We start from the raw sequence: 25,756 nt of genomic DNA, 5'->3' as shown, positions 1-25,756 counted from the left end.
AGCGCCTAGTTTCCACTCATTTTTTGTAAATCTTTGACCGCTAACGATCTTGTTTGCGATTCTTGAGCGTTAGAATTTCTAACGATCTTGTTTTTAACTCTTGAGCGTTAGAAAACCTATATTCTTCTATTAAATAGGTTCTAAATTACTTTCAATTTCTGCTCTTCTTGATTCTAAAAATCCTGGTAAGTCTAGCTGTTGTCCAAGTTGTGACACATCATCATATGGCATACCTGGTCCTTCTGTCGCAAATTCAATCAATATATGTGAATGTCTATAATATAAGCTTTTAAAGAAATCTCTATCCACTATTCCAGAATGTACAACGCCTTTTTCATCTAATAATTCTTTCACTTTATTTAATTCTTTTTCGTCTGCTACGGATAACGCAAGATGGTGAATACTTCCTTTACCAGGTCTTTCTCTTTCACCTTCTACTTCTTTCAATATAATATCGCTATACAATCCTTCAAAATCAATCGTATATAATAGCTCACTTTCAGAATCTACTAACTCAAAATGCAAATCATTTTCCAGGAAATTTTTCATTTCTGAAACATCATCAATTTTAAATTCTACAGGACCCATACCTATAATTTGATGTTCTTCTGGTACATCTGTGTATCTATTATGACGCCAACTTTGCGGCACTTTACGTTCACCATTAGGTAATAACACCATTTCCAATCCTTCATGATCTCTAAAATGTAAAGCTGTCATACCGTTATAAATACCAATAGCGTCATGATCAACATCAAGCTTTTCAAAACGATCTTTCCAATAATTTAAGCTTTCTTCATTTGGTACTAACAAGCCAATTCTTGAAATCGAGTTCGTACCTTTATAAGTTTGTCCCATCGGTTTAAGTTCGAAAAATGTTAAAGAAGTACCAGGTGAACCAACCTCATCACCATAGAACAAATGATACATAGAAGGGTCATCTTGATTCACTGTTTTTAAATATAAACGTAGTCCTAATTTTTCCACATAAAATTCTTTATTTAACTTAGCATCTTTCGTAAGCATCGAAATATGGTGGTGCCCTAAAATTTCTATCATAATCGTACCTCCCATTAATTAATTTAACTACATTATACGCGCACCAGATTCATCATTACAAAAATTATACTCACATGTAAATATATAGACGTCAGTCATAGTGACGTCACTATGACTGACGTCTAGTTATGCATATTTTTTATATAAATAGTCATATATTTTTTCGAATCCTTCAACCCAATATTCCTCAACCATGTCTTTAATATAGTCTTGGTAAAGATTCATATATTGAGCAACCGCTTCTCTATGATTTATAGAATTATTACAATCATTTATATGATTTAACTTTGAATATATATCAGCAGGCAGGTGATGTGCAGCTTTTTTACCTAGAACTGCTTTCTCAGGATAATATTTATATAACAACACTTTAATTGCATGATTAAGTGCATTATCAATCATTTGAGTCGTCCATAAATATTGTCCTCTTCCAACTATGTGATCATATTGAAAGATAAACCAACAACTATCTAATGCTGAATCTATAAATACTTCTTCAGTTATACTTAAATCTTTTTTATCATATTCCTTCAATCTACCGTTAGGGTCATATATCACTTTTATATCATCTGTTTGAGGATAATCATGTTCATGAACAATATAACAATCTATATGTAACATATCTTCAAATACACCAACGATTTGAGGGCATATAATTTCCACTAATTCTTTATATAACAGCGGTTGATATTGCTCTAGTGCATCTACAATACTGTCATATACTTCTTCAACTTGTACATCACGTTCTAACATCACATAAATATCTAAATCAGAATATGCATCATTTTCCCCTCTAGCAATAGACCCCTTTAAGAATATTGATAACACTCCATTTACTTTTTTCAAAGCAGGTACAATTTTCTCTAAAGCTATTTCGTATCTCATATTCCCACCCCTTACTTAAAAATTCAGATTATTATAATATATCACAATTATAATTGAATAATATATGCATATTTTTCGAAAAATGATTTTTTTAGCGTTATGATTATTATTGTAGGGAGAGATACAATATGACAAGTGAACAGAAAAAGAGATCTATTTCATTATTATTAGCAGGATTCATCATTTTTTCTAGCCTTTATGTCACGCAACCGATATTTAATGGGGTTAGTCAATATTTTAACGTATCGCTATCAGATATCAGTTTAACTTTATCCGTTTCTACTTTTATGCTTGGTATTGGTTTAATTTTAGTACCAATGCTCAACAATATTGAGAAGAAACGTATGATGTCTATTTCTGTATTACTTGTAAGTGTATTATCTATCATCAGTGTTTTCGTAACGAACTTCCATATATTTCTCATCATTCGTGGTCTGATGGGATTAGCTTTAAGTGGTGTGCCTTCTATCGCAATGGCATATATAGCTGATGAAGTACATAAAGATAGAGTCAGTAAAGTAATGGGTTTATATGTAGCAGGAACGACCTTTGGAGGCATGTCTGGTCGTGTAGTTGTCGGTATTCTAACAGATATCGCGAATTGGCAAGTTGCAATCGCATCGCTCAGCATCCTTAATTTAATACTCGCAATATTAATGGTTATTTTATTACCAACTTCAACAGTTCAAACACCACAATGGGTATCACCGAAACAACATTTCATTAAATATGGAAAACTATTAAAGAACCCAGCCGTTTTAAAAACAATGTCACTAGCATTCTTATTAATGGGTACCTTTGTCACAATATACAGTTATATAACGGTACGTTTCGAACATCCACCATTCTCACTTAGTGAGTTTACGATTGCCTTTATATTTATTTTATATTTAATAGGTACGTATAGCTCCATTAACTTTGGAAAACTCAGTTATAAACTTGGTATAAAAAAAGCATATGCAATCGCCATAACAATTATGATTGTAGGTATTATTCTTACATTCATAACATACTTACCAATTGATATATTAGGACTCGCCGCAATGACATTCGGATTCTTTGGCGCACATTCCATTCAAAGTAGTTATATCGCCACATTAACTAAATCAAGCAAATCACACGCCTCAACTTTATATTTATTAGGTTATTATGTAGGATCAAGTTTATTAACAATATTAGGCGGATACGTATTCGTACAATACGCATGGATAGGTATCGGCATCTTAACACTCTTATTAACAGTAATAGCCGCAATAATTAGTAGATCATTATTTAAAAATGTCGCTTAATAAATCGAAAAACGCTTAGCTCGCGAATGAGCTAAGCGTTTTTTATTCCAATCCTAATTTCTCTAATCCTAATGATTCTACTGTTAAACCTTCTGTATAGAAATCTCGCTCTAATATTGTTGAAGCGATTACGATTATGGCATCTATGTTTGGTGTTGGTACGCCGATTACTTTTCCTAAGCTTGACCATAGTACTAAACCATATGCGATATCTTCTGTTAAGTATCTATTTTCTACTTCGTTTGGTCCATTGATTTGTGAAAATACTGGACTTGTATTAAATAATTTATTAAGTGGTTCGTCTTCATCATCATTTGATAGATAACCGCGTTCTATTCGTGCACCTTTTGCTGTATTAAGTTCGAAACCTAATTTTCTACCTAGTGATAATCTTTCCAATTCGACTGCATGCAATAACTTCACAGTATGAGGTGTAATACCTTCTTTATATAAGGCAAATTCATCTGCATAGTCTATTCTACCTACGTTTAATAATGTTGGACCTGGATGTACTTCTGGATTCCCGTTTTCTAAGTTTGTCTTCCAAAGACTTTCTTCTTTAACGATATACGGATATAGTTCTTTAATCGTTTTAAAGCTTTCTGTTAAATAGCTTTTATCATATGTTGAGAAGTGTACTTTCTGAACGTTAAGAGATAAATTCACTTCTGCTTTATCATAATCTACACGTGTCCCGTACGTTAATGTATTCAATTCGGCAAACTTTGGCATTGTTTCAATATGTTGTTTCTCTAACACATTGATAAACCTAATTGATCCCATAGCTGCTGCGATATTGAATAAGAGCAATTGATCATTGTTAATAAGAGGCGCCATCGTTTTCGCATAATGTTCGATGAATGATGAAGGGATAATCATTTGTATCACTTCTGCATCTTTTAATACATACGACATATCATCACTTATGTCCGTAAACTTAACAAATGTCTTGTCACCTTCATTTATAAAATCAAAGCCACCTCTTTCAAAAGCTTTATCAAATTTATGAATAGATTGATTACGACAATATAATTTTACTTCATGTCCTTTAGATATCATGTCTAGAGCAGCGGTTACGGCACCATTACCTGAACCTACTATTGCTATTTTCATATTATCCTTCCCTTCATTGAAAATGAGTGTATATAAATATATACCCAGGAAATTTTAACATAAAAGAAAAGTGAATAAGACATCGATTTATGCCTTACTCACAATTTATAAAAATTCTATGATTGATATTGTTTTGATTTTTCTTCTATTGTTTGTGTAATGACATTAACAATAGTATCAATGTCTTGTTCTTCAATAACGAGTGGTGGTGCTAAACGTATAATATTGCCTTGTGTTTCTTTACATAAGACACCTTGTGCATTAATACTTGATACGATTGATTGTGCTTGCTCATTAAGTTCAATACCGATAAACAACCCACGTCCTCTCACTTCTTTTATAATTGGACTATCTATTTTTTTCAAACCATTTAATAATTTTTCACCAAGTTTTTGCGAACGTTCAGGAAGCGACTCATCTATAAGTACATCCAAAGCTGCAATTGAAACAGCACATGCTAAAGGATTTCCTCCAAATGTTGAACCATGTGTACCTGGCGTCAATACTTGCATGACATCATCATTCGCTACGACCGCAGAAATAGGATAAAGACCGCTGCCTAAAGCTTTTCCTAATAAATAAATATCAGGTTCAACACCTTCCCATTCCATCGCAAACATCTTGCCTGTTCGACCTAATCCTACTTGGATTTCATCTGCAATCAACAGAATCTGATGTTGTTCACACAAAGCTTTAACTTCTTTAATGAAATTTTTAGGTGGGATATGAACGCCACCTTCTCCTTGAATAAGTTCTAAGATGATTGCTGTTGTATTTGGTGTGATAAGAGAAGCAATTTCTTCAGCATTGCCAAATTCACTGTATTTAATATTACCTGCTAATACACCAAAGCCTTCTTTATAACTATCGTTTGATGATAGAGATAGCGAACCAATTGTTCGACCATGAAAATTGCCTTCCATCGCAATAATTTCAGCATCAAGCGCATTGATACCTTTGATATCTTGACCCCATTTCGTTGCTACTTTGATGGCAGTCTCTACCGCTTCAGTCCCAGTATTCATAGGTAAAACTTTATTTTTATTGGCTAACTTACAAATCTTCTCTTCCCAAGCACCTAAATTATCACTATACAAAGCTCTAGAAGTCATTGTAATCTTTTGACTTTGATCTAAAAATGCTTGAATAATTTTAGGATGACCATGCCCTTGGTTTAGAACCGAGAATCCAGAAACACAATCAATATATGTATTGCCATCTGAATCTTTAACATGTGCACCTTTACCTTCAGTCAAAACAATATCTAATGGACTATAATTATTCGGGCTATACTTTTCTGTTAATGCGATAAACTGATTCATTGAGTACCCACCTTTATAATAAATATACTATAATTCGTATTAATATTCATAATCATACATTTGTTTTGTATATAAGTCAAAAGAAAAAACATACTAAGATTAGTAGCGAAGTAATCTACGACGGTAGATGAACTTCGCTACTTTTTTCATATTCTTTTTCATACCGTTGGTACTTATTTTAAGAATATGAAATAGTAGAAGAGAGAAGTACTCCGATCGGTCTCTAGGGTCATAGAACCCGTAGCAAAAACTGGAGAACTTCACTCTCCTTATGAATTCGATTTTAGTATGTTGGGTCCCTTGAGATCGTGTACAGGAAAATGAACTAAGTAAGGCTAAGTGAAGTTAAAGCTTCTTAAATTTAATAACTTAGGAGTGATTTTTATCGAATATTTTGGTATAGATGTTGGAAAAGGAAAGAGTTTTATTGCACATTATTCAAACAATGAATTTGTTAAAGAATTTGAAATTACCCACGATAATAATGGTTTTGAGTCACTAAACAAATATATAAAGGATTTCGCAGGAGTATATTTTTTATTTGAAGCTACTGGTATATATTCAAAAGTGTTAGAGAAATTCTGTACAGTTAACAACATTTCATTTTGTGTAATTAACCCTCTTGAGGCAAAATTACTAACTAATTCTTTAAGAAATTGGAAAACAGATAAATCTGATGCACATAAACTTGCCGTTTTAGCTAAAAATATAAATAAAAAACCTTCTAGAAATTTAATGGAAGAAAAATACGTAAAACTGAGAGAACTGACAAGATACTATGAAGAAATTAACAATCAACAAAATTACTTAAAAAACCAATTGATTCAGTTACTAGATATGACTTTTCCAGAATTACAAAACCTATTTAAGGATAGATATTCAAAATTGGCTTTACAAGTAGCTAGTAAGTTCCCACATCCTGACTTTGTTGATTCTAATGAAATTGAAGAACTAAAAAATACAATTAATAGTTGTACAGAAAAAATCTATCAGAGAAAAAGAAAGCACAATATGCAAAAAAAACTCGTAGAGTTCTCTATGGTCAGTTATCCTTCTGTTTCTAAAGATTCATTTTTAACAGATAAATTAATTTATGTGATTGAAGATTTATTAAATCTAATGAAACGGCATGCTTCTATAAAACAAAGGTTATTAGTGTTAGCTGAGGAATTCGAAGAATTTAAAATAATTAAATCTATTCCTGGCATTGGTGATTTAACAGCCATAATGATTATTGGCGAATTAGGTGACATCAAATCCTTTGATTCTCATAAACAATTGAATGCATATGTAGGCATTGATATAAAAAGATATCAGTCTGGTAAAACGCATTTTAAAGATAAAATTAACAAACGTGGAAACAAACATGCTAGATCATTATTTTACTTAATCATTAAAAATTTCCTGTTGGGTCAAAGGTTATTTAAAAATCATATTATCGACTATTATTACAAATTAAAAAAGCAGCCTAATGGCAAAGGCCACAAGACTGCTTCAATAGCTTGCGTTAACAAGCTACTTAAAACCATTCATTATCTAGTTATAAATAATAAAGAATATGATTATCACTTGTCTCCACACTGATAATCTATTCAAATAAATCATAACATATTGAAAAAATTATTAAATAATAAAGACTTATTTAGTGATGCCAATTTTAAATACATTTTACTACGTAGTAGTTGACAAATCGTAGGAAATAGAGACTGAGACATAATGTAATGTTTCAGTCTATTTTTACAACTTGGCAGTAGATGTCTGAACCCGAAATGCGCTTGTACCAAGCTTTTTTCAACTCTAGTCATCCTTGCCGGGGCGGGACTACGAAATCTTTTTATATAAATTAGATTTCTGTCCCGCTCCCTACCTTTTATAATTCCTAACCACTAAGTCCTTCTCCCTACGACCAACCAATCAACTGTGCAAAGATTAATGAAATGATTGAAATGACACCCCATACGATAAAGAGTGGGAAGAAGAATCGGATCCATTTTGTATATGATACGCCTCCGATTGCTAATGCTGCCATAAAGTACCCGCTTGTTGGATAGAAGACATGTGTAAATCCGTCTCCTAATTGGAAGGCTAAGACTGGGGTCTGTCTAGTAATACCTAACATATCTGCTAACGGTGCCATAATTGGCATTGTCACTAAGGCTTGTCCGCTTCCTGAAGAAATAATAAAATTAATCAGCACTTGTACGATATACATGCCGACTACTGTTGGTGTTGCTCCATCGATAACAGAACCTAATCCACGAACGATACTGTCCATAATTTTTCCATCCTCAAGTACAACAGCGATTGAACGTGCGAGACCTACTACAATACCCATAACTATGAAAAGACCTGACATTTCTACCATAAACCATCCTTGTGTAATAACCCTGTATACAAGAATGATAAAGAATAAGAGCATGACGCCGATACCAATTTTTTGTCGTTTAGTCGCAACGAGTGATTCTTGATTCGTAATATCTTTGTACATATGTCGCTTCTCAGTATCATCATGATAAACCAAACTAATTGAAGGATCTTTTTTAACTTTTTTAGCGTATTTCATAATAAATAATATCGTGGTGGATTTTATAATCAACTTAGCCACCTTTAGACAAAAAAACGCCACGTGAATTTCATGTTATTATTGAGGCTACCAGACCAAATCAATAAAGGAATGAATTCACATGACGCATACTTATTCTAACATGACAAACCATAAAGGAACACACTTAAGTTATGAAGAATGTGTTCAAATAGAAACACTTAAAAATTTAGGTTTTTCAAATCGTGCAATCGCGCGTGAATTAGGACGTGCACCTCAAACAATCAATAACGAAATTCATCGAGGAACAACACGTCAAATTAAACGACAAAAACAACAACATAAAGTCTATGAATATGAGACGCAAATTTATTTTTCTTCACTAGGTCAACAACGTTATCGACAAAACAGACAACAATGTGGTGCTCAGCCCTTATGGAAGAAGAACCCATTATTTATTCCATGGGCAGATCACCTCATGAAAAAGAAACGCTGGTCACCTGAAGCAGTCGTGGCATATGCTCACAAGGAACAATGTTTTGAAAGAGAAAAAATCCCTTCAACAACGACAGTATATGCTTGGATAGATCAACAAATCATGGAAACTAAGAATATTGATCTACTAGAAAAATTAAAAAGACGTCACTCTACTCAGAATAGCTACCATAATCATCCACACAGTCGAGTGCTCGGTCCAAGTATTGAGACACGTCCTAGTGAAATTGAATCACGTCAGTCTTTTGGTCACTGGGAAATAGATACCGTAATAGGAACTAAAGACAAGTCAAAGCCAGTTATCTTAACACTTGTTGAGAGACAAACGCGTTTTGAAATACTAGAAATAATAGAGAGTAAAAGTGCTGATGCGGTGTCTCACGCATTGAAAAACTTATTTGACTCCTTAGGCGAAAAAGCACCAAAAATCTTCAAATCTATCACATCTGACAATGGTTCAGAATTTGCATCGCTGTATGAAGAATTTGGCCATATGATAGAAATATACTTCACACATCCATTCTCATCATATGAACGTGGGACAAGTGAAAACCAACATAAAATGATTCGTCGTTTTATTCCAAAAGCACATGATTTATCCAATGTTCAAAAACGCTTCATAAAAGCCATACAACAATATATGAATGACTATCCTAGAAAGACTTTAAATTACAACACAGCTCATCATAATATGGCAGAAAGTTTAAAGCACCTCAATCTGTATGAATCTTTCCAAAGCTAAAGTCTTAGCTTTGGTTACCTGTTGAGTATTAATTGATTAAAACCAATCAATCCTCAACAGGTTCGAATACGGTTAACCCTTGTGTACACCTCAGTCATTATAGGTGGCTAACTTAAACTTGAAATCCTCGTAAATAATATCGTTACAAATAGTACAATCACAAAAATAACTAAACGTAATCCAAGTCCTGAAAATGTTGGAATACCTGATAATTTTTGTGCTAACCCGGTATTGATTGGGTTCAACACACCGACCGTGAAGCCGAATACTGTACCACACAATGCAATAGATGTAGCAATACTCGCAAATACTGTTGTTAATTCTGGAATAATCTAAATATTTTTATTTATAAACTGACGTGCAAGTTTATCCACGCCAATTTCAATAATACCTGTACGTCTTAACACCATAAACATCCCACCGATGATAAGTGTAAAGAAGACAATTTCTCCTGCTTCAATTAAACCCTTTTTGTCAGTTATTACAAAAAATTATACGCACGATTCATTTATTCACGTTATGATATAGGGAATTCCCTATTTTTCTTCTTTTTGAGAAAAAATTCACAAACTTTCGTTATATTGTTTTAGAATAAAGATGTAGGAGGGATTGTCATGCGAAAGACGATTTTAGTTGTTCATGGTATGAGAAAGGGAAAGTTAAATGAAACGTTATTAAATTTTATTCATCAAACTTTTAATAGTGATGAGATTGATTATGAGGTGGCCTTTTTAGAAAGTGAAGAGATCTTATTAGATGAAGTGATTCAACAAACGGTTGATGCTGGTTATTCACGTATTCATCTTGTGCCGTTATTATTGTTTACCGCTTCTCATTATTACGAAGATATCGAAGCGTTATATGAATCATTTCAAGAAAATAATCCGAACGTGCAGTTTATATTAAGTAAACCTTTAGGCACACACCCGATTATGACAAACTGGGTTGCTTCTCAACTTGAAGCTTACAAAGACGACATTGATGATGAAACTGGCATTGTCGTACTTGCTCACGGTAATGCACGCTTTGATGAACCGGATGTTGCACTTACACGAATTTGTCACGAACTATCAACAGCTCAAAATCCATGTTACCCAAGTATGGTCTATGGTGAACTTCGCTTTAAAGAAACGTTACCGAAAATCGCTAAAAAGCATCGTAAATTATTAATTATTCCATTTTTCTTCTATGATGGTTTCCTTGTAAATAAGTCGAAACGTCAAATAGAATCTCTAGGTTTACCGAACCCTATCACATATACGACGGCTATTAATTTTCATCCGTTATTAAAAGACATCGTACATTTAAGAATTGCTGAATGTGAGGCGGTACCGGATGTATCCAGTTCAACTTAACCTTAAAGGTAAACATGTCGTAATCATTGGTGGCGGCCAAATTGCATGGAGAAAGTTCTCTAAATTGAAATCAGAACCTTGCTCAATCGATGTTATTGCACGTGAATTTCATGAGCACTTTGATACGATTCAACCAACCAAACATATCCGCCTTATACAAGCGGACTATCAACGAGAACATATTGCCCATGCAGATTTAATTATTATCGCAACGAACCATCCCGAAACGAATGACCGAGTTGCTCAAGACGCCCTATCCTCTCAATGGGTCAATCATACCGGGGATCGCAAACAATCCGACTTTTATAACAGCTTAGATATTGAACATAATGGCCTAACAATCAGCATTAGCTCACACGGCCAAGATATTTAACGAACACAACACTATGCAGCGAAAATTAAAGCATGGTTAGATTCAACGAAGGAGGATATGCATGAGTAAAACAAAACTTTTAATGATCGGTAATGGTATGGCTGGTGTCCGTACAATTGAAGAAATTCTAGAACGCGATCCAGACCGCTTTGAAATCACAATCATCGGTAAAGAACCTTATCCAAACTATAACCGCATCATGTTATCAAACATTCTTCAAAATAAAATGACAAAAGAAGAAACGATTATGAACCCTTATGAATGGTATGAAGAACATAACATTCGATTAATAACAGGTGATAAAGTTGTAAAAATTGATCGTGAACTGAAACAAGTCGAAACAGAACATGGCGTGAAAGTATCATATGACCAAATGATTATTGCGACGGGTTCTGATTCATTCATACTACCGATTGATGGTTCTCGTCTAGAAGGCGTCGTCGGTTTCAGAACCATCGATGATACTGAAAAAATGATAGAAACAGCTCAGACTAAAAAACGTGCCATCGTCATAGGTGGCGGTTTACTGGGACTAGAATGCGCACGAGGACTTGTAGATCAAGGTATGGACGTCACAGTTGTACATTTAGCAGAATGGTTGATGGAAGTTCAACTAGATCGTAAAGCAGGAGAACTTTTAAAAGCAGACCTTGAAAAGCAAGGTATTAAATTTGAACTACAAGCCAATACACAAGAAATCATTGGTGAACGTCATGTTGAAGGTATTCGATTATCAGATGGACGTGTCATCGCAACAGACATGGTCGTGATGGCAGTTGGTATTCGTCCAGTAAAGAAAGAAGCACGTGCAGCTGGATTAGAAATTGGACGCGGTATCGTAGTAGACGATTTCATGCGCACAAGTGACCCAGAAATTTATGCAGTTGGAGAATGTGCAGAACACCGTTCAAAAGTATACGGTCTTGTTGCCCCACTATATGACCAAGGTAAAGTCCTGGCAGATCATATTACGGGCATTCCAACTGAAGGTTACAAAGGATCAACGACCTTTACTTCTTTAAAAGTATCAGGCTGCGATTTATTTAGTGCAGGTTGGATTACTGAAAGTGAAGGTGTCCGTGGTATTGAAACTTTTAACGGTGTCGATAACATTTATAAGAAAATCTTCGTCAAAGATAAGACGATTGTCGGTGCAGTACTTTATGGTGATACAGAAGAAGGCAATCGCTTTTATAATATGATGAAAAAAGGCGATACAATCGATGAATATACACTTGTTTCAATTCTTCATAAAGCAGGAGAAGTTGATGCGATTAGCGTTGCTGAAATGGATAACGATGAAACAATCTGCGGGTGTAACGGCATTTCTAAAGGTGTCATCGTAGAAGCGATTAAAGATCAAGGTTTAACGTCCGTAGCTGATGTCACACGTGTGACGAAAGCTGGTAACTCATGTGGTAAGTGTAAAGGTCAAATCGCTGAGCTCTTAGAATATACACTTGGTGACGACTTTGTTGCTGCAGCGCCAACAGGTATTTGTGCATGTACAAGTCTTACAAGAGACCAAATCGTTACTCAAATTCGAGCTAAAGGTTTAAAAACATCTAAAGAAGTTCGACACGTATTAGACTTTAAAGATAAAGGTGGATGTCCAAAATGCCGCCCTGCTATTAACTACTATTTAAACATGGTATACCCTCATGACCATGAAGATGAAAAAGCTTCACGCTTTGCGAACGAACGTTACCATGCCAATATTCAAAAAGACGGCACATTCTCTGTTATTCCACAAATGCGTGGCGGTGTAACAGATGCAGATCAACTCATTCGTCTTGGTGAAGTAGCGAAGAAATACCATATCCCATTAGTCAAAATTACGGGTGCACAGCGCATTGAACATAACCCTGTCAAGTAGACACTAAAAAAAGTAATCAATATGTTGGCTGTGCTTTTATAAGCGCAGCCATTTTTAATGAAATTCTTTTAGAATTATAAAATTTTATATATTCATTTATTTGCTTTGTGGCGTGTTTTATATCATTGAATGTTTGAGATTTGTCTTTGAATAACTCTGATTTGAGTAACCCCCAAAAGCCTTCCATAGGACCATTATCAATACATCTACCTACACGAGACATGCTTTGCTTCATAGAAGCATTTTTAATCATCTCTCTAAATAGAATACTCGTATATTGGAATCCTCTGTCGCTATGAAATATAATGCCTTCGGTATTTCTTTTAATTATGGCTTTGTTAAAGGTATCGTATACAAGCTTATTATTGTTTTGAGATGAGACTACATGGCTGATGACTTTCTTAGCACCTAAATCATAAATAGCGCTTAAATACACTTTAGATCCATTTTTCAATTTAAATTCTGTCACATCTGTTAACCAGACCTTATTAACTTTACTTGTTGTAAATTTTCTGTTTAGGATATTTTGAGAAGTGATTTCTGGCTTACTAAGTTTATATTGCCTTCTCTTTTTTCTAATGACAGCTTTTAATCCATACTTCTTCATAATTCTATATACGCGTTTATGATTAACCTGGAATTTAGTATATAATCTCAGATAAATATAAATTCTTCGATATCCATATATGCCATCATGTTCATGATAAATCCTGAAAATCTCATCTTTTAATTCGTTATTGAATCTTTCAGATTCTGAAACCTCTCTGTTTTTCCATTTATAATAACTTGCTCTCGATATTTCAAGTGCGGCGCATATCCATTTGATTGGATACTTATCTTTTAATGCTTCGATTGTCTTGTATGCTGCTATTTGCTTGATTTTCGATTCATCAACTGCCTCTCTATTTCTTCCTGCTTTTTTAATACCTCATTCTCCATTTGGAGAAATTTATTTCTTTGTTCAAGTGCTTTTATTTTTAATTCAAGTTCTTCTTCTCTAGTTAAAGCTTCAACTGGTTTTCCTTTACCTCTACCATCTACTAAACCAATATCACCATGTTTTTCATACTTTTTTACCCAATTATAGACTTGTGAATAGTTAACTTGGTACTTTTCAGCTGTCTTATTAAAGTCTCTATTATTTTCAATACAATATTTAGCTATTTCAATTCTCTCTTCAAATGTTGTTTTTCTAGTATTCATAGTGTCTACCTCCAGATATGGAAAATAAGATTTATTTTCCTTTCCTTCAGTATACTTTTCCACCCAATTTTTTAAAGTAGCATGATGTGAAATATTGTAATAGGCTGCTAGATCTGAATACGTCTTATTAGTCTCTAGATATTCTTTAACAACTTTTTCTTTAAATTCGCGTGTATAGATTTTATTTCGATTCTTATTTATAAGTGCTGTTATACCATGTTGCTTATACACTTTATATTTAAATCGAATCACACTATCACTAATATCTAAATTTAACTTATCAATTACATTTTGAAAGGAATAACCCTTTTCATGCAAATCGAAGATTTCCTGATACAGTTTAACAGGTAGTCTAGTTTTATACATAAAAATACCCCCTATAGAGTTTTAGTTTTTTAATGTCTACTCTATAGGGAATAATACAATCTGAGATATCGTGCGTTATACCCTGAAATAGTGCCCTGGCGCACGAAGACTGCGAGATATCGTGCACTTTCAAATAATCTAATCAAAAAAACAGCTGTCGCTTTGAAGTTTCTAAGTGAGTTAGGCCCATTTTATAAAAAACACTTTTGTTAAATTCACATAATGTGAATTTCTACAAAAGTGTTTTTTGTGAGTACTCTCTTCCTCAATATAAACTAAAAAAGATATTTTCTTCGTCTATCTTTTCTCCAATTAAAATTAGATAATCATCTATGTCTATATCATACTTTTCAATAAGCACATTACTATTAGAAATTTGAACTAAATATTTATTAGGACTATTCTCGAATGTTATAAACCCTTTTACACGATATACCTTTTGGGGTAAATTCTGTAACCATAATTTGAATTTTTCAATTTGAACTGGCTTATCAATTGAGTAGTATTTATGGTAAATATGATTATGAAAATTTTGATTTTGATTCTTAAATGGGATGTTTTTAACTTTTTTAGATAAGTGATGATAACTTACTTTTCCATAAGTTGTTGAAAATGTTTCTGCTCTTGGATATTGTTCTTGTATAGATTTAATAACATTGATTGCCTCACACGAATCGATTAAATCAAGCTTATTTACTATAATATCCTGACAATACTTTAGTTGAACATCGATAAGTTGTTGTGTTTGTTTTGAATAGGTTGATAATTTTTGATATTCCGGTATATCTATGATGCCGATGATACTTCTTATTGTTATAAATGGCGAAAGCACAGGTGTCAAACATGCATCAAGTACTTCTAATGGGTGTGCAATACCACTACATTCAATTAAAACTATTTCTGGTTGTTGTTCAATATATAACATATGCAATTGATGTGCAACATCATCTTTCATTTCACAACATATACAGCCATTAATGATTTCATTTACTGTTACATCAGACTGAATTAATTCAGAGTCAACTGTCCTCTTACCAAACTCATTCATAATGACAGCGATACGTTTACCTTCTTCATTGACATCTTTAATTAAATGATTCAGTAAAGAAGTCTTCCCGCTCCCTAAAAATCCAGTGATGATAAAAATTTCCATACCAAATCCACCTTTAATATTTCTCAAAATCCATAAACACTTTACTACCTGTTGCGTTGAGTTGTCCTTGGTACTTTCCATTGTACCCAGAAATAGCAGGTAAATGTGTACGTGCTATTACAAGTTGACATATCCGTTGGTTTTCTTCAATTTTTAATGAGAAATCATTCGCATTAAATAATTCTAAAGTAATATGACCTTCAAACCCCGGATCTACCCAACCAGCATTCTGTATAAATAAACCCGCTCTGCCAATTGAACTCCTCCCTTCTACAAAACCCGTCATCATATTTGAAAGTTTCACACATTCCTGTGTAGTCGCTAATACAAATGATTTACCTGGTATTGTAAAAGTTTTGGCAACAACTTCATCATACTGAATAGGATCTTTCAACGATTGCACATTATCTTTTGGTGAAATGGGTAGTAGAAAATGATTGCCTAATGTTAAATCAATAGAAGCGGGTTCTATAAGTTGTTCTCGATAAGGTGTGACACTTACTTGACCTTCACTAATAAACCGCTTAATATCTTGATCTGATAATATCAATTAAATCCCTCCAAATAAATTCATAATCAATACAGTTCCACATAAGCAAATCGTCGCTGTAATCATTTGTTTTACGACAATTCCTAGACCTTGCTTCCACCCTAAATTTTTAATTATCATAGTGATTGTTACAGAACATGCAGAAAATGTTGAACTAAATAATACTAATAAGAACACACTTTTTAACGACATCGTTTGCAATAATGAGCCCTGATTCACATTGAACAACAACATACCATCTTTTCTAATCATTGAGAATAGAATACCCGTTGACATCTCTTGAGGTGCATTCATCAACTGTAAAATTGGATTAAAGACATTTGCAGCCCGCAGTAAAATAGGTGTCATAGAAAGGATACTCGCACATACACAAATCATCATAAATATTGGTAAAGCTTGAGCTAAGAATGACAGAATAGTCTGTTTGGATTCTTTCCATACAGCTATAATTGAAGGCTTTCTAACTTTATCTAACACAAAATAATGAGTTGGTATCATGCTTTTTGAGGACCATAGTTTAATATGCATTAAACCACCGATAAATACGATTATTAAATAAGGAATAAATAACCATGGGGCTTTGATTACACTGAATAGTGAAAGTGTCGCGCCAATTTGATAACTACATGATGATCCAAAGCTAACCATACTCATACAGTTATTTTTAGTGCAAGCACTACAATCATGATTGGCACGCAATACTGCTGCGGAATTACAACCAAATCCTTCAATAACTGGTACAATATCGTAACCAGTTAATCCTACTTTTGTCATAACTGGATCGATTGACCAAACGATATAAGATTTTAAATGACTTTCACTGATAATATTCGTAGAAATACTAATGAAAACGACAACGGGTAATGCCCAAATGATTGAATATATGCCGAGTGACAATAACCCATAATCTCCAAATAGTAAGTCATTCAAAGCCTTTTCGTCGAATTGAACAGTATGTATTACATAGTCTAAAAACTGCTCTACCCAATGATTTTGAATATATTGAGATAAATAATAAGAAATATATATTGGCAACATAAACATTAATATGATTAAAGCAAAAGCTAAAAACATGTCTTTTACTTTAGGAACATGTTTCGCTTGTTCTTGTCTTAAGATATTCAATTCAGAGATAATATATTTTGATTCGTCAGGGTCATCTATCTTTTGCTTACAGTTTTCATCTAGTGTGAGCTTTAATTGCTTTTGAATGATATACCTTTTAAACTGTAATTTCTGCTCTGTTGATAGTTTTTTTAGCTGCTTAATCACAATATAATGTTCACCGTTTGGTATCGGCGAACAAGTTCCATTTTTAATATTATATTCAACTTTTAACATGAACAGTTCACATCACAACAATCATAATCATCTAAAAACATTTGATTTGATTGATAGAACTCTATAGCATCTTCATTTGCTTCAAAGCTTTCTCGGTCACATATTAATTTTGCTAGAACAGCTAAACGCGTTCTAAATTTGTAAATATAACAAAGAATAACATCTTGATGTTTAACCGTATCTCCTATCATAAAGACATTAGGATTAATTGTTGATTCATCATCGTCAGTTAGCATAAAATTTGTACCATCATTTTCAAATAATATTCGAGTTAGTCGATTATGTTGAACAGGATTAAATCCAGTAGCAAGTATCGGTTCTTCGGAAATTATTACATCGTCATGTACGCCGTTAAATTGAATAACATATTGACCATTTTTATACTCAATTTCTTTCACCACATGTTCGGTATGAATACGTATGGGATAACCAAGTTCCTTTAATTCTTCATATCGTTGGTGTGTATAAGGAGAAAGTCGAATACTTGGATCAGCATCTTCTTGTTTATAACTTGTAGAATTAGTATAAATATCGACAATTTTACCGGATAATGCTAAATTGAGCGCTGCATCAAATCCGCTTTCGTTACCACCAATTACGACAGCCAGTTCACCATTTATATCTGAAAATTTTTCAACCTCACTATAATGTCTACCATGTTTAAACGGTTTATAAGGATATGAAAAATTCCCTGTCGCAACAAAGATATATTCAGCATCAATAGTCCCATGATCTGTATACACTTTATATGTTTCATTGTCTCTATTATTGGATACATCTAATACATTTGTATGTTGGTCAACTTTCAAGTTATAAATCTGTACAAGCGCTTCTAAATATTGAACATACTCTTTGCCTGAAATATGTTCTTTCTTAAAAGTAAAAGCAGGGGAACTATGAGGTGTGATTGCGTTAATATCTGGTGTTCCAAACCCATTTGTTGTAAACGAAGGTGTGATAAAGCGAGTTGATAATGGCCAATTTTTAAAAGATTCACCAACTTGTCCTTTATCTAATATAAGAATATCATCTAATCCCATTTCAATTAATGCAATAGCCATACCTATACCAGCAGGACCCGCACCAATAATCACTACTTTATTTGTTTTTTCCATTTTAACACTTCCTAAATCGTAATAATTACTATTTAACGATATAAATAAAGTACCATTTTTAAAATGAATACGCAAGTTTAGAAAATTTATATTATTAATCCAATATAATAATGATGGTAAATAATATTTAAATTAAAATTAGGCGACTTATCCTTTATAGATCATATAGAATAAGCCGCCTAGAAAATATTGTTTATTAAGTTTTCATTATTCGTGTTTAGATGCTACTGGTTTTCTTATTACTATTCTGTTTCGTGTTTGATTGATGGCAAAATTTTAGTATTCAACAATTCTTGATATACTTCTTTTGATTCTTGATTGTAAGTATTGTTTTCTTCAAATTTTTCATTCCAAATAAATGATTGTTTATCAATTTTGGCATCTTGATTTATGATATCCATGTATTCACTTTTTGGGTCAATTATTTGCTGTTGAATTAAATTCGACCTCAAATTAATGTATAAAGTTTGCACCAAATTGTTTATCTCATCGATACTACGAAAGTAATTGATTAAATCAAAAGTTGTTACATGCATCTCAGCTAACCACATCATTCGATAACTGTCCCTTAATGCAAACTCAATTTCTTTACCCGAGAATTTAGATTGTGTATAAGCATATAAAATAATTTTGAGCATTGTTTTAGAGTGATAGACACTCATACCAAATCGCTCTTCACACCCATCAAGCCTTGTTTCAGGTATACTATCAACAATAAGTTTCACTATACGTGCTACATCATTTTTCGGAATACGCTCTTCTAAATCTGATAAATCTGTTATAGGTTGCATGCTATCATTATTTGTCATATATTTACTCTTTATTCACCTCTTTCATTTATTTGTACAATTATTTCTGAGTTATCTAATAATAAATTCACCATTACACTACGTATATTGCTTTTCCATGTTCGATGATATGTTCACTGGTTTTTAAACAAACTTGAACAATTACATTTTTATAGCATACTAATATATTAGTAACTCATAATTATATTTTCACTTTCCAATTACTTATTGTTTTACATGAAAAGATAAATGCATATAAAGTATTTCACAAACTTAACGACTCAATTACCGATTTTAACTTTTCACGTGTTTCTTCCATTTCTCGATCAGGATTAGATTTTTCTACAATTCCAGCTCCAGCTCTAAGATAAGTTTCGTCTTTATCTTGAAAAACCGTTCTTAATATTAATGCCACATCAAATCCTATTTCTTTATCTATAATAAATATTCCGCCACTATATAAATTTCTAGGCATATCTTCATACTTTTCTATAGCTTCAATACTTTCTTTTTTTGGAATTCCAGATGCTGTTACAGCTGGGTATAAGGCTAGTAGAGCATCCCAATAATTTTTATTCTTAAGTATACCTGATACTTTAGAACCTAGGTGTTGTACAGATCCTCTTTCATAAATATTCATAAATTCTTCTACTATGATAGAATTTGGTATACACACATCACCTAACTCTTTAAGTGCTAGATTAACAGAAACAGCATGTTCTCCTACCTCTTTAATATCTGTCAATAATTCTTTTTTAAGAGATTCTTCATTTTTTCTCGTACCTGCTAATGGAAATGTAAATACTTTATTATAATTATCTACTTGAACTATAGTTTCAGGAGAAAATCCAAATAACTCTTTTTCATTTACACTATATAAATATGAACGCGCTGGATTATTAAATTTTAATCCTAAAAAATAACTCTTTATCATATTTATCGATTCTGAAATGTTAATTTTTCTAGAAATTATTACTTTAGAGTATTTACCATTATTTATATCTGATATTGCTTTGCTTACGTTTTTTTTATAGCTTTCTGATTGTTGGTTTAGCAATATTCTTTCCGGATTACTCTTAAGAGGGACATGAATCATTTCTATTTCTTCATAGATTTCACTTAATTTACTAAATGGGTTACTTTCTAAAAACTGTACTAGCATTTCCCCTTCTCTTATTTCCACTTTTGTAGAAGGTACAAAAAAATGCAACAATTCATCATTTTCATTACAATAATTAGATAAATGTAAATATTTAGCTAAATTAAAGTTAATATTACCAAAAGCACTTATTTTATTACTTTCAAATATTGAATATATTTCTTGTAACAAATTTGATAATGATTTAAATTCTTTATTTATTTTTAAATTCGATTCCTTACGTTCAATAGTAAAGTTCTTACTAGTTATCTTGAACTCAATTGCTTGCCCAACACCAATATAAGTTTTTTCATTCAGTTCATACATAATAAAATCTTCATTTAGAATATTCTTTAAGTAATTGCAAATATTATATTTCAAGGATTCCAGTTTATAAGGAGTGATATTATATCTCGCTTCTTTATATTGAATTTTATCAAATAAGTTATATAAAGTGTTTTTCAAATAATTCACCTCATTCATTAATTTCCATAATTATTTCTGGGTTTTCTTTTAATAAATCCACCATTTCATTTACATCTATAGCTTCATATAAAGCTTTAATGCCATATTCTTTGATATGTTCATTCATCATTAGATGCACTGTGTAATAAACTGAAATTGCTGTTAAGTCATTCCAATCTAATTTGCTTTGAATGATAACATCTTCTTTATTATTGATGATGAGTTTTATCAATGTATATGTTTCGTAATCACTATTGTCGTTCTTAAATGCATCCATTAAAATTGATATCGCTTTTTCTGATTGATTGTTCTGATGCAGAAGTTTTGCTTCCACCATATTATATATAATATTTTTATCAGCAAATGCGTTATAAAAGTACGCTTTTGAAATGTTATTGTGCTGTATGCAATTGATAAAATGATGATTGATAATGGGCACACAATTAAATGGTCGTTCATTATCCATTAAGTTAGCTTCTTTCATCATATAATCTAATCGTTCAGGGTTACCGTTTTTAATATACATTTGACTATACGAATATGGCGGCTCCGATGTTTCAATCATTTCAAGGACCGCTGATTTTGATAATATACCAACACCTGAAAAGTATAATTCTAATTCCTCAACATTCGAACACGCTTTACAATATGCAATCAACACTTCTGTTAATCCTGGATTTACACCAACAAATTGAACTGCACTTAACCGTTTATTCTTCAATTGTTCATCCAATTCCAATTCACTATGAACTAAATTTAACTCACCAGAAGTATCAACATAGTGTGCATGATATTCTGAACAACACTCTATAATATATTTATTGTAATAACCTGTACAATTCACAACAATGTCGCATCCGTTAATAAATTGTTTTAAATCGTCTACACTATCTAAACTTACTGTTACATATTCAATTTGATGATGTTCTAATTTGGTAAAGTTCTCAGTTCTTGTACTAACTTTAATTTGCACATTTTTATGTTCAGATAATAACTTCGTTAACCTACTACCTAGTGCACCATTTCCACCTAAAATGCCAATTTGTTTACTCATACTCTACAATCTCCAACCTTCTGATTGTGTCTTGATTTGGATGAAGTTCTGATAAGTTCCTGATTGATTCACGAGTGTTTCGTGATCGCCTTTTTGTATGATTTCTCCTTCGTTTAATACGATGATTTCATTGGCATTTTTAATTGTTCCAATTTTATGTGCGATTGTGATAACTGTTTTGCCTTGGCTTAATTCATCAATTGCACTTTGTATGAGATGTTCGTTCTCTGGATCAATACTCGCAGTTGCTTCATCTAGAATGATGATAGGTGCGTCTTTTAATATCGCCCTTGCGATAGATATACGTTGTTTTTCTCCACCAGATAAATTATTCCCTTTCTCATTGACCATTGTTTGATAGCCATCCGGTAGTGACATGATGAAGTCATGACAGCATGCTTGTTTCGCAGCTGCGATAACTTCTTCTTTAGTTGCATCTGGCTTACCGTATAAAATATTATTTTCGACTGTATCATTAAATAAGTAGACCTTTTGAAACACCGCACTAATATGAGACATCAGTGTACTTAGTGTCATATCTCGGATATCAACGCCACCTATTCGAATTGCACCTTCGTCTACATCATAAAATCTTAACAACAAATTACATAAGGTAGACTTACCGCTTCCTGATGGTCCTATGATTGCTGTAGATGTTTGTGCCCCTACTTTAAAGCTCACATCATTAATCACACGGTGCTCTCCGTATGAGAAGCTTACATGATCAAATTCAATATCAAAGTTATCGATTTCGATATCTCTTCCTGTTTCATCTAATATAGGTGCGTTCTTAATTTCTTCAATATCATTTAACGTCATATCAATCATTTCTAACACGTGTGCTGCACTGTTTACATTCTCCACACTTTCAAATATCACAAATGAAAAGATAGAAATCATAATAAGCGTTGGTAAATCAATGCTTTGATTGATATATAATAAGCATGCAATAAATACTATGACGATAGAAACAATCTTTAAGCTCAACAAATGCAATAAATTAAACGGTATGTATTGTAATTCAATTTTTGAATTCACGCGTTTACTTTCATCTACTGCTTTGTTAAAACTTTGAAGACTCGTATTTTCTTTTGAGAATGATTTAATAACTTGAATACCTCGAACGACTTCAAGCACTTTCTCAACAAGTTGATTTTGAACATGATGATAATGCGGCGCGTTTTGATGGCTTTTCTTTTCTAATAAATGAATGCAAAGTAAAGAGAGCACTACGCCAATAAGTGCTAATAGTGACACTTCCCAAGACACAACTAAAAGCGACAAAATTAATACAGTAATTAATATATAGCCGTTTACGACAATATCGATCATCTTCATTGCATAATTTTCTAAGAACGTTAAATCTGTTGTAACAACCGTTGCAAGTTCATTTGTTTGATGGTCTTCAAAATACCCTAGTCTTACGTTCTTAAGTTTATCACCAATATTTAAACGTTCTTTCGCACTCATTTCATAGGCGATACTTTCTTGAAGTCTATTCTTTAAATAAGCTGTCACAAATCTTGCTAATACTAATAAAATCATGATGCCTAACACACTCATAATTTCATACATTTCAATTTGTTTATGAGATAGCACACGGTTAAACACTTGGGCAGCTAAGAAGATTGGTGAGGCGATAAAAATAGAATTAATAAATGACATTACAAATCCTAAAATCATTCTTGATCTATAAGGTGTCGCCCACTTTAAAATCTTAAATGTAATCTGAAACATATTAATCCTCCTTTATATTTGAATGTATTACAAATTAAGAAGAGACCCCCCAATCTTTCGCACCGATGTGCATATCCCACATTTGTTTATATTGACCGTTCATATCCAGTAGTCTTGCATGGTCACCTTTTTCAAGAATTTGTTGATGACCTAACACAATAATTTGATCTGCTTGTTTAATGGTAGATAATCGATGGGCAATGACAATGAGCGTCTTATTTTGAGTTAAAGCATTTAATGCAGCTTGAATTTTTTGTTCATTATCTGGGTCGACATAAGCTGTCGCTTCATCTAATACAATAATCGGTGCATCTTTCAAGATCATTCTCGCTATTGTGACACGTTGTTTTTCACCGCCCGATAATTTATCACCAACTGAACCTACATTCGTATCATAGCCCTCTGGCAATTTCGTAATAAATTCATGACATTGCGCTAATTTAGCCGCTTCTTCAACCGCTTCATCCGATGCTTCCGGATTACCTAATTTAATATTTTCTTTAAACGTAAGATTTAATAAGAAGTTATCTTGGCCTACAAAACCAACTAATTCATTCAGTTTCTTAGGTTCAATATCTTTAATATTTACGCCACCAATATCAATTTCACCGGACGTTACATCCCAGAATCTTGAAAGTAATTTCGCAATCGTAGACTTACCACTACCAGATGCACCAACAATTGCTGTAAAAGTCTTCTCTGGAATATCAAACGACAAATGATTAAATACTAAGTTATCTTTGTCATTTGAATAAGAGAAACCAACATCATTAAATGTGATTTGATGATTTTTAGGTTCTTTAAAAGCTTTCGAGACTTCAAGTTCTTCTAAATTCAATACTTGGCGTACTTCTGTAATCGCATATTGGATTGATTTTAATTGATTAACATAATTCGTAAAGTTCTTGATTGGTGCGACAACACCTAAAGACAGTACTAAGCAAATAAAAAATTCTGCATAGTTCAACTGGTCAATTGAAATCAAATACATACCTAGTGGTAGCACACCTAGAAAAGTCGAAGGAAGAATACTTGCACCTAAGTTCATATAGCCCCATGTGCTTTTAAACCAATTTAAAGTATGTATCTTATATGCATTAACAGCATCTTTATATTTTTTATAAGAATTTTGAGATTGATTAAATGTTTTAATGACTTCTATACCTTCAATGTATTCAACAATTGAGCTGTTCATGTAATTATTCGATGCCATTTGTTCTTCGTAAGTCTCATTAAATCCAGACATTAATTTTTTGAAAGCAAAAAATGCGATCGGCACCGTAATCAACATTGCACAAGCCATACGCCAATCGATAATTACGATATAAACAAATATAGAAATAGACAGTAATAAATTACCTACTACTTCTGGAATAATATGCGCTAACGGTAATTCAATCGTTTCTACTTTATCGACAAATATACTTTTAAGTTCACCAATTTTTTTAGATTCTACTACACCTAAAGGTAAACGCATTAATTTATGTGCCAATTGCTTTCTAATGTTAGATAAAATATCATAAGCCGTCACATGTGATAACATCGTCGAACTTCCGAAACAAATAACCTGTATCACATAAGCACCTGCCGCGATACTTATATAATAAATAACTTGATTCATCTCTGTATTTCCATCAATCATTAATAGTATGATTTTATATACCGTCCAATAAGGCACTAATCCTGAAAACACACTAATAATAGACAATACAATAGATAAAACAATCTTCCATTTAGCATCTTGTCCAAATACGAGTAATGATTTTATCCAATGTTCATCGGTGTTCATACTTTA

20 protein-coding genes and 2 pseudogenes are annotated in these 25,756 nt (G+C 32.6%); 6 read left to right on the top strand and 16 right to left on the bottom strand.

Annotated features, from left to right (window positions below; translation table 11 throughout):
• Positions 1-129: 129 nt before the first annotated feature.
• Together MUA60_RS00510 and MUA60_RS00505 are read right to left on the bottom strand one after the other, a co-directional pair.
• The gene (locus tag MUA60_RS00510) at positions 130-1,059 is read right to left on the bottom strand and encodes a VOC family protein (RefSeq protein WP_262649106.1); all 930 of its coding nucleotides are present in this window, start codon (positions 1,057-1,059) and stop codon (positions 130-132) included.
• 126 nt (positions 1,060-1,185) lie between these two features.
• Positions 1,186-1,944 (bottom strand): nucleotidyltransferase domain-containing protein, encoded by a 759-nt coding sequence (locus MUA60_RS00505; protein WP_262649105.1) that lies wholly within the window; start codon positions 1,942-1,944, stop codon positions 1,186-1,188.
• A gap of 128 nt (positions 1,945-2,072) precedes the next feature.
• Between MUA60_RS00505 and MUA60_RS00500 the strand changes: the two genes are divergently transcribed.
• Entirely contained in the window at positions 2,073-3,233 is a 1,161-nt protein-coding gene (locus MUA60_RS00500; RefSeq protein ID WP_262649104.1) for an MFS transporter, read from the top strand.
• 42 nt (positions 3,234-3,275) lie between these two features.
• Here MUA60_RS00500 and MUA60_RS00495 read toward each other — a convergent pair whose 3' ends face one another.
• Together MUA60_RS00495 and rocD are read right to left on the bottom strand one after the other, a co-directional pair.
• Entirely contained in the window at positions 3,276-4,346 is a 1,071-nt protein-coding gene (locus MUA60_RS00495; RefSeq protein ID WP_262649103.1) for an NAD/NADP octopine/nopaline dehydrogenase family protein, read from the bottom strand.
• Between the two features lie 116 nt (positions 4,347-4,462).
• Positions 4,463-5,668, bottom strand: coding sequence for an ornithine--oxo-acid transaminase (gene rocD / locus MUA60_RS00490; protein ID WP_262649101.1), 1,206 nt, complete (start codon positions 5,666-5,668; stop codon positions 4,463-4,465).
• 339 nt (positions 5,669-6,007) lie between these two features.
• Between rocD and MUA60_RS00485 the strand changes: the two genes are divergently transcribed.
• Positions 6,008-7,252: an IS110 family RNA-guided transposase gene (locus MUA60_RS00485; protein ID WP_262649100.1), complete on the top strand. Its 1,245-nt coding sequence runs from the start codon at positions 6,008-6,010 to the stop codon at positions 7,250-7,252.
• A 316-nt stretch (positions 7,253-7,568) separates the two neighbouring features.
• Here MUA60_RS00485 and MUA60_RS00480 read toward each other — a convergent pair whose 3' ends face one another.
• On the bottom strand, positions 7,569-8,264 hold the full coding sequence (locus tag MUA60_RS00480) for a TIGR00366 family protein (RefSeq protein WP_262649098.1): 696 nt from the start codon (positions 8,262-8,264) through the stop codon (positions 7,569-7,571).
• Positions 8,265-8,352: 88 nt separating this feature from the next.
• Here MUA60_RS00480 and MUA60_RS00475 point away from each other — a divergent pair, with 88 nt between their 5' ends.
• The gene (locus tag MUA60_RS00475) at positions 8,353-9,447 is read left to right on the top strand and encodes an IS30 family transposase (protein ID WP_262649096.1); all 1,095 of its coding nucleotides are present in this window, start codon (positions 8,353-8,355) and stop codon (positions 9,445-9,447) included.
• Positions 9,448-9,554: 107 nt separating this feature from the next.
• On the opposite strand, the pseudogene MUA60_RS00470 reads toward MUA60_RS00475, so the two are convergent.
• Positions 9,555-9,863 (bottom strand): annotated as a pseudogene (locus MUA60_RS00470) (hypothetical protein).
• A 198-nt stretch (positions 9,864-10,061) separates the two neighbouring features.
• Between MUA60_RS00470 and MUA60_RS00465 the strand changes: the two are divergent.
• The 3 genes and pseudogenes from MUA60_RS00465 to nirB all read left to right on the top strand — a co-directional run.
• The gene (locus MUA60_RS00465) at positions 10,062-10,802 is read left to right on the top strand and encodes a sirohydrochlorin chelatase (protein WP_262649094.1); all 741 of its coding nucleotides are present in this window, start codon (positions 10,062-10,064) and stop codon (positions 10,800-10,802) included.
• Positions 10,783-11,175 (top strand): precorrin-2 dehydrogenase/sirohydrochlorin ferrochelatase family protein, encoded by a 393-nt coding sequence (locus MUA60_RS00460; protein ID WP_262649092.1) that lies wholly within the window; start codon positions 10,783-10,785, stop codon positions 11,173-11,175. Before MUA60_RS00465 ends, MUA60_RS00460 begins: the two co-directional genes overlap by 20 nt.
• Positions 11,176-11,236: 61 nt before the next feature.
• Positions 11,237-13,030, top strand: a pseudogene (nirB, locus tag MUA60_RS00455) (nitrite reductase large subunit NirB); the annotation flags it as partial.
• Positions 13,031-13,067: 37 nt separating this feature from the next.
• On the opposite strand, the gene MUA60_RS00450 reads toward nirB, so the two are convergent.
• From MUA60_RS00450 to MUA60_RS00405, 10 genes are all read right to left on the bottom strand, one after another.
• Positions 13,068-14,620, bottom strand: a protein-coding gene (locus tag MUA60_RS00450) for an IS3 family transposase (RefSeq protein ID WP_262649090.1) whose coding sequence is annotated in 2 segments (ribosomal slippage) — positions 13,068-13,943 and positions 13,946-14,620 — 1,551 coding nt in all. Because the reading frame shifts where the segments join, the coding sequence is not laid out codon by codon here.
• Between the two features lie 265 nt (positions 14,621-14,885).
• On the bottom strand, positions 14,886-15,773 hold the full coding sequence (locus MUA60_RS00445) for a CobW family GTP-binding protein (protein WP_048540567.1): 888 nt from the start codon (positions 15,771-15,773) through the stop codon (positions 14,886-14,888).
• A 13-nt stretch (positions 15,774-15,786) separates the two neighbouring features.
• Complete coding sequence (gene dcd / locus MUA60_RS00440; RefSeq protein WP_075578261.1) at positions 15,787-16,323, bottom strand: dCTP deaminase; 537 nt, start codon at positions 16,321-16,323, stop codon at positions 15,787-15,789.
• Positions 16,324-17,664, bottom strand: a complete 1,341-nt coding sequence (locus tag MUA60_RS00435; protein ID WP_262649088.1) for a nucleoside recognition domain-containing protein — start codon at positions 17,662-17,664, stop codon at positions 16,324-16,326. It abuts the gene before it with no gap.
• A complete protein-coding gene (locus tag MUA60_RS00430) occupies positions 17,658-18,779 on the bottom strand; it encodes an NAD(P)/FAD-dependent oxidoreductase (RefSeq protein WP_048540382.1) in 1,122 nt (373 codons plus the stop codon). The genes MUA60_RS00435 and MUA60_RS00430 overlap by 7 nt, the downstream gene beginning before the upstream one ends.
• A 242-nt stretch (positions 18,780-19,021) precedes the next feature.
• The gene (locus tag MUA60_RS00425; protein WP_262649087.1) at positions 19,022-19,588 is read right to left on the bottom strand and encodes a transposase; all 567 of its coding nucleotides are present in this window, start codon (positions 19,586-19,588) and stop codon (positions 19,022-19,024) included.
• A gap of 244 nt (positions 19,589-19,832) precedes the next feature.
• Positions 19,833-21,179 (bottom strand): salicylate synthase, encoded by a 1,347-nt coding sequence (locus MUA60_RS00420; protein ID WP_262650534.1) that lies wholly within the window; start codon positions 21,177-21,179, stop codon positions 19,833-19,835.
• Between the two features lies 1 nt (position 21,180).
• Positions 21,181-22,224 carry a saccharopine dehydrogenase NADP-binding domain-containing protein gene (locus MUA60_RS00415; protein WP_262649085.1) on the bottom strand — a complete coding sequence of 348 codons (1,044 nt, stop codon included), beginning with the start codon at positions 22,222-22,224 and terminating at the stop codon, positions 21,181-21,183.
• Positions 22,225-22,227: 3 nt separating this feature from the next.
• The gene (locus MUA60_RS00410) at positions 22,228-23,961 is read right to left on the bottom strand and encodes an ABC transporter ATP-binding protein (RefSeq protein ID WP_262649083.1); all 1,734 of its coding nucleotides are present in this window, start codon (positions 23,959-23,961) and stop codon (positions 22,228-22,230) included.
• Between the two features lie 34 nt (positions 23,962-23,995).
• Positions 23,996-25,750, bottom strand: coding sequence for an ABC transporter ATP-binding protein (locus tag MUA60_RS00405; protein ID WP_262649081.1), 1,755 nt, complete (start codon positions 25,748-25,750; stop codon positions 23,996-23,998).
• Positions 25,751-25,756 lie beyond the last annotated feature (6 nt).

It is taken from the genome of Mammaliicoccus sciuri (assembly GCF_025561425.1).
Taxonomy (GTDB): Bacteria; Bacillota; Bacilli; order Staphylococcales; family Staphylococcaceae; genus Mammaliicoccus; species Mammaliicoccus sciuri_A.
Note: the sequence above shows the minus strand (reverse complement) of the source record. Positions and strands in the feature narration are given on the sequence as shown.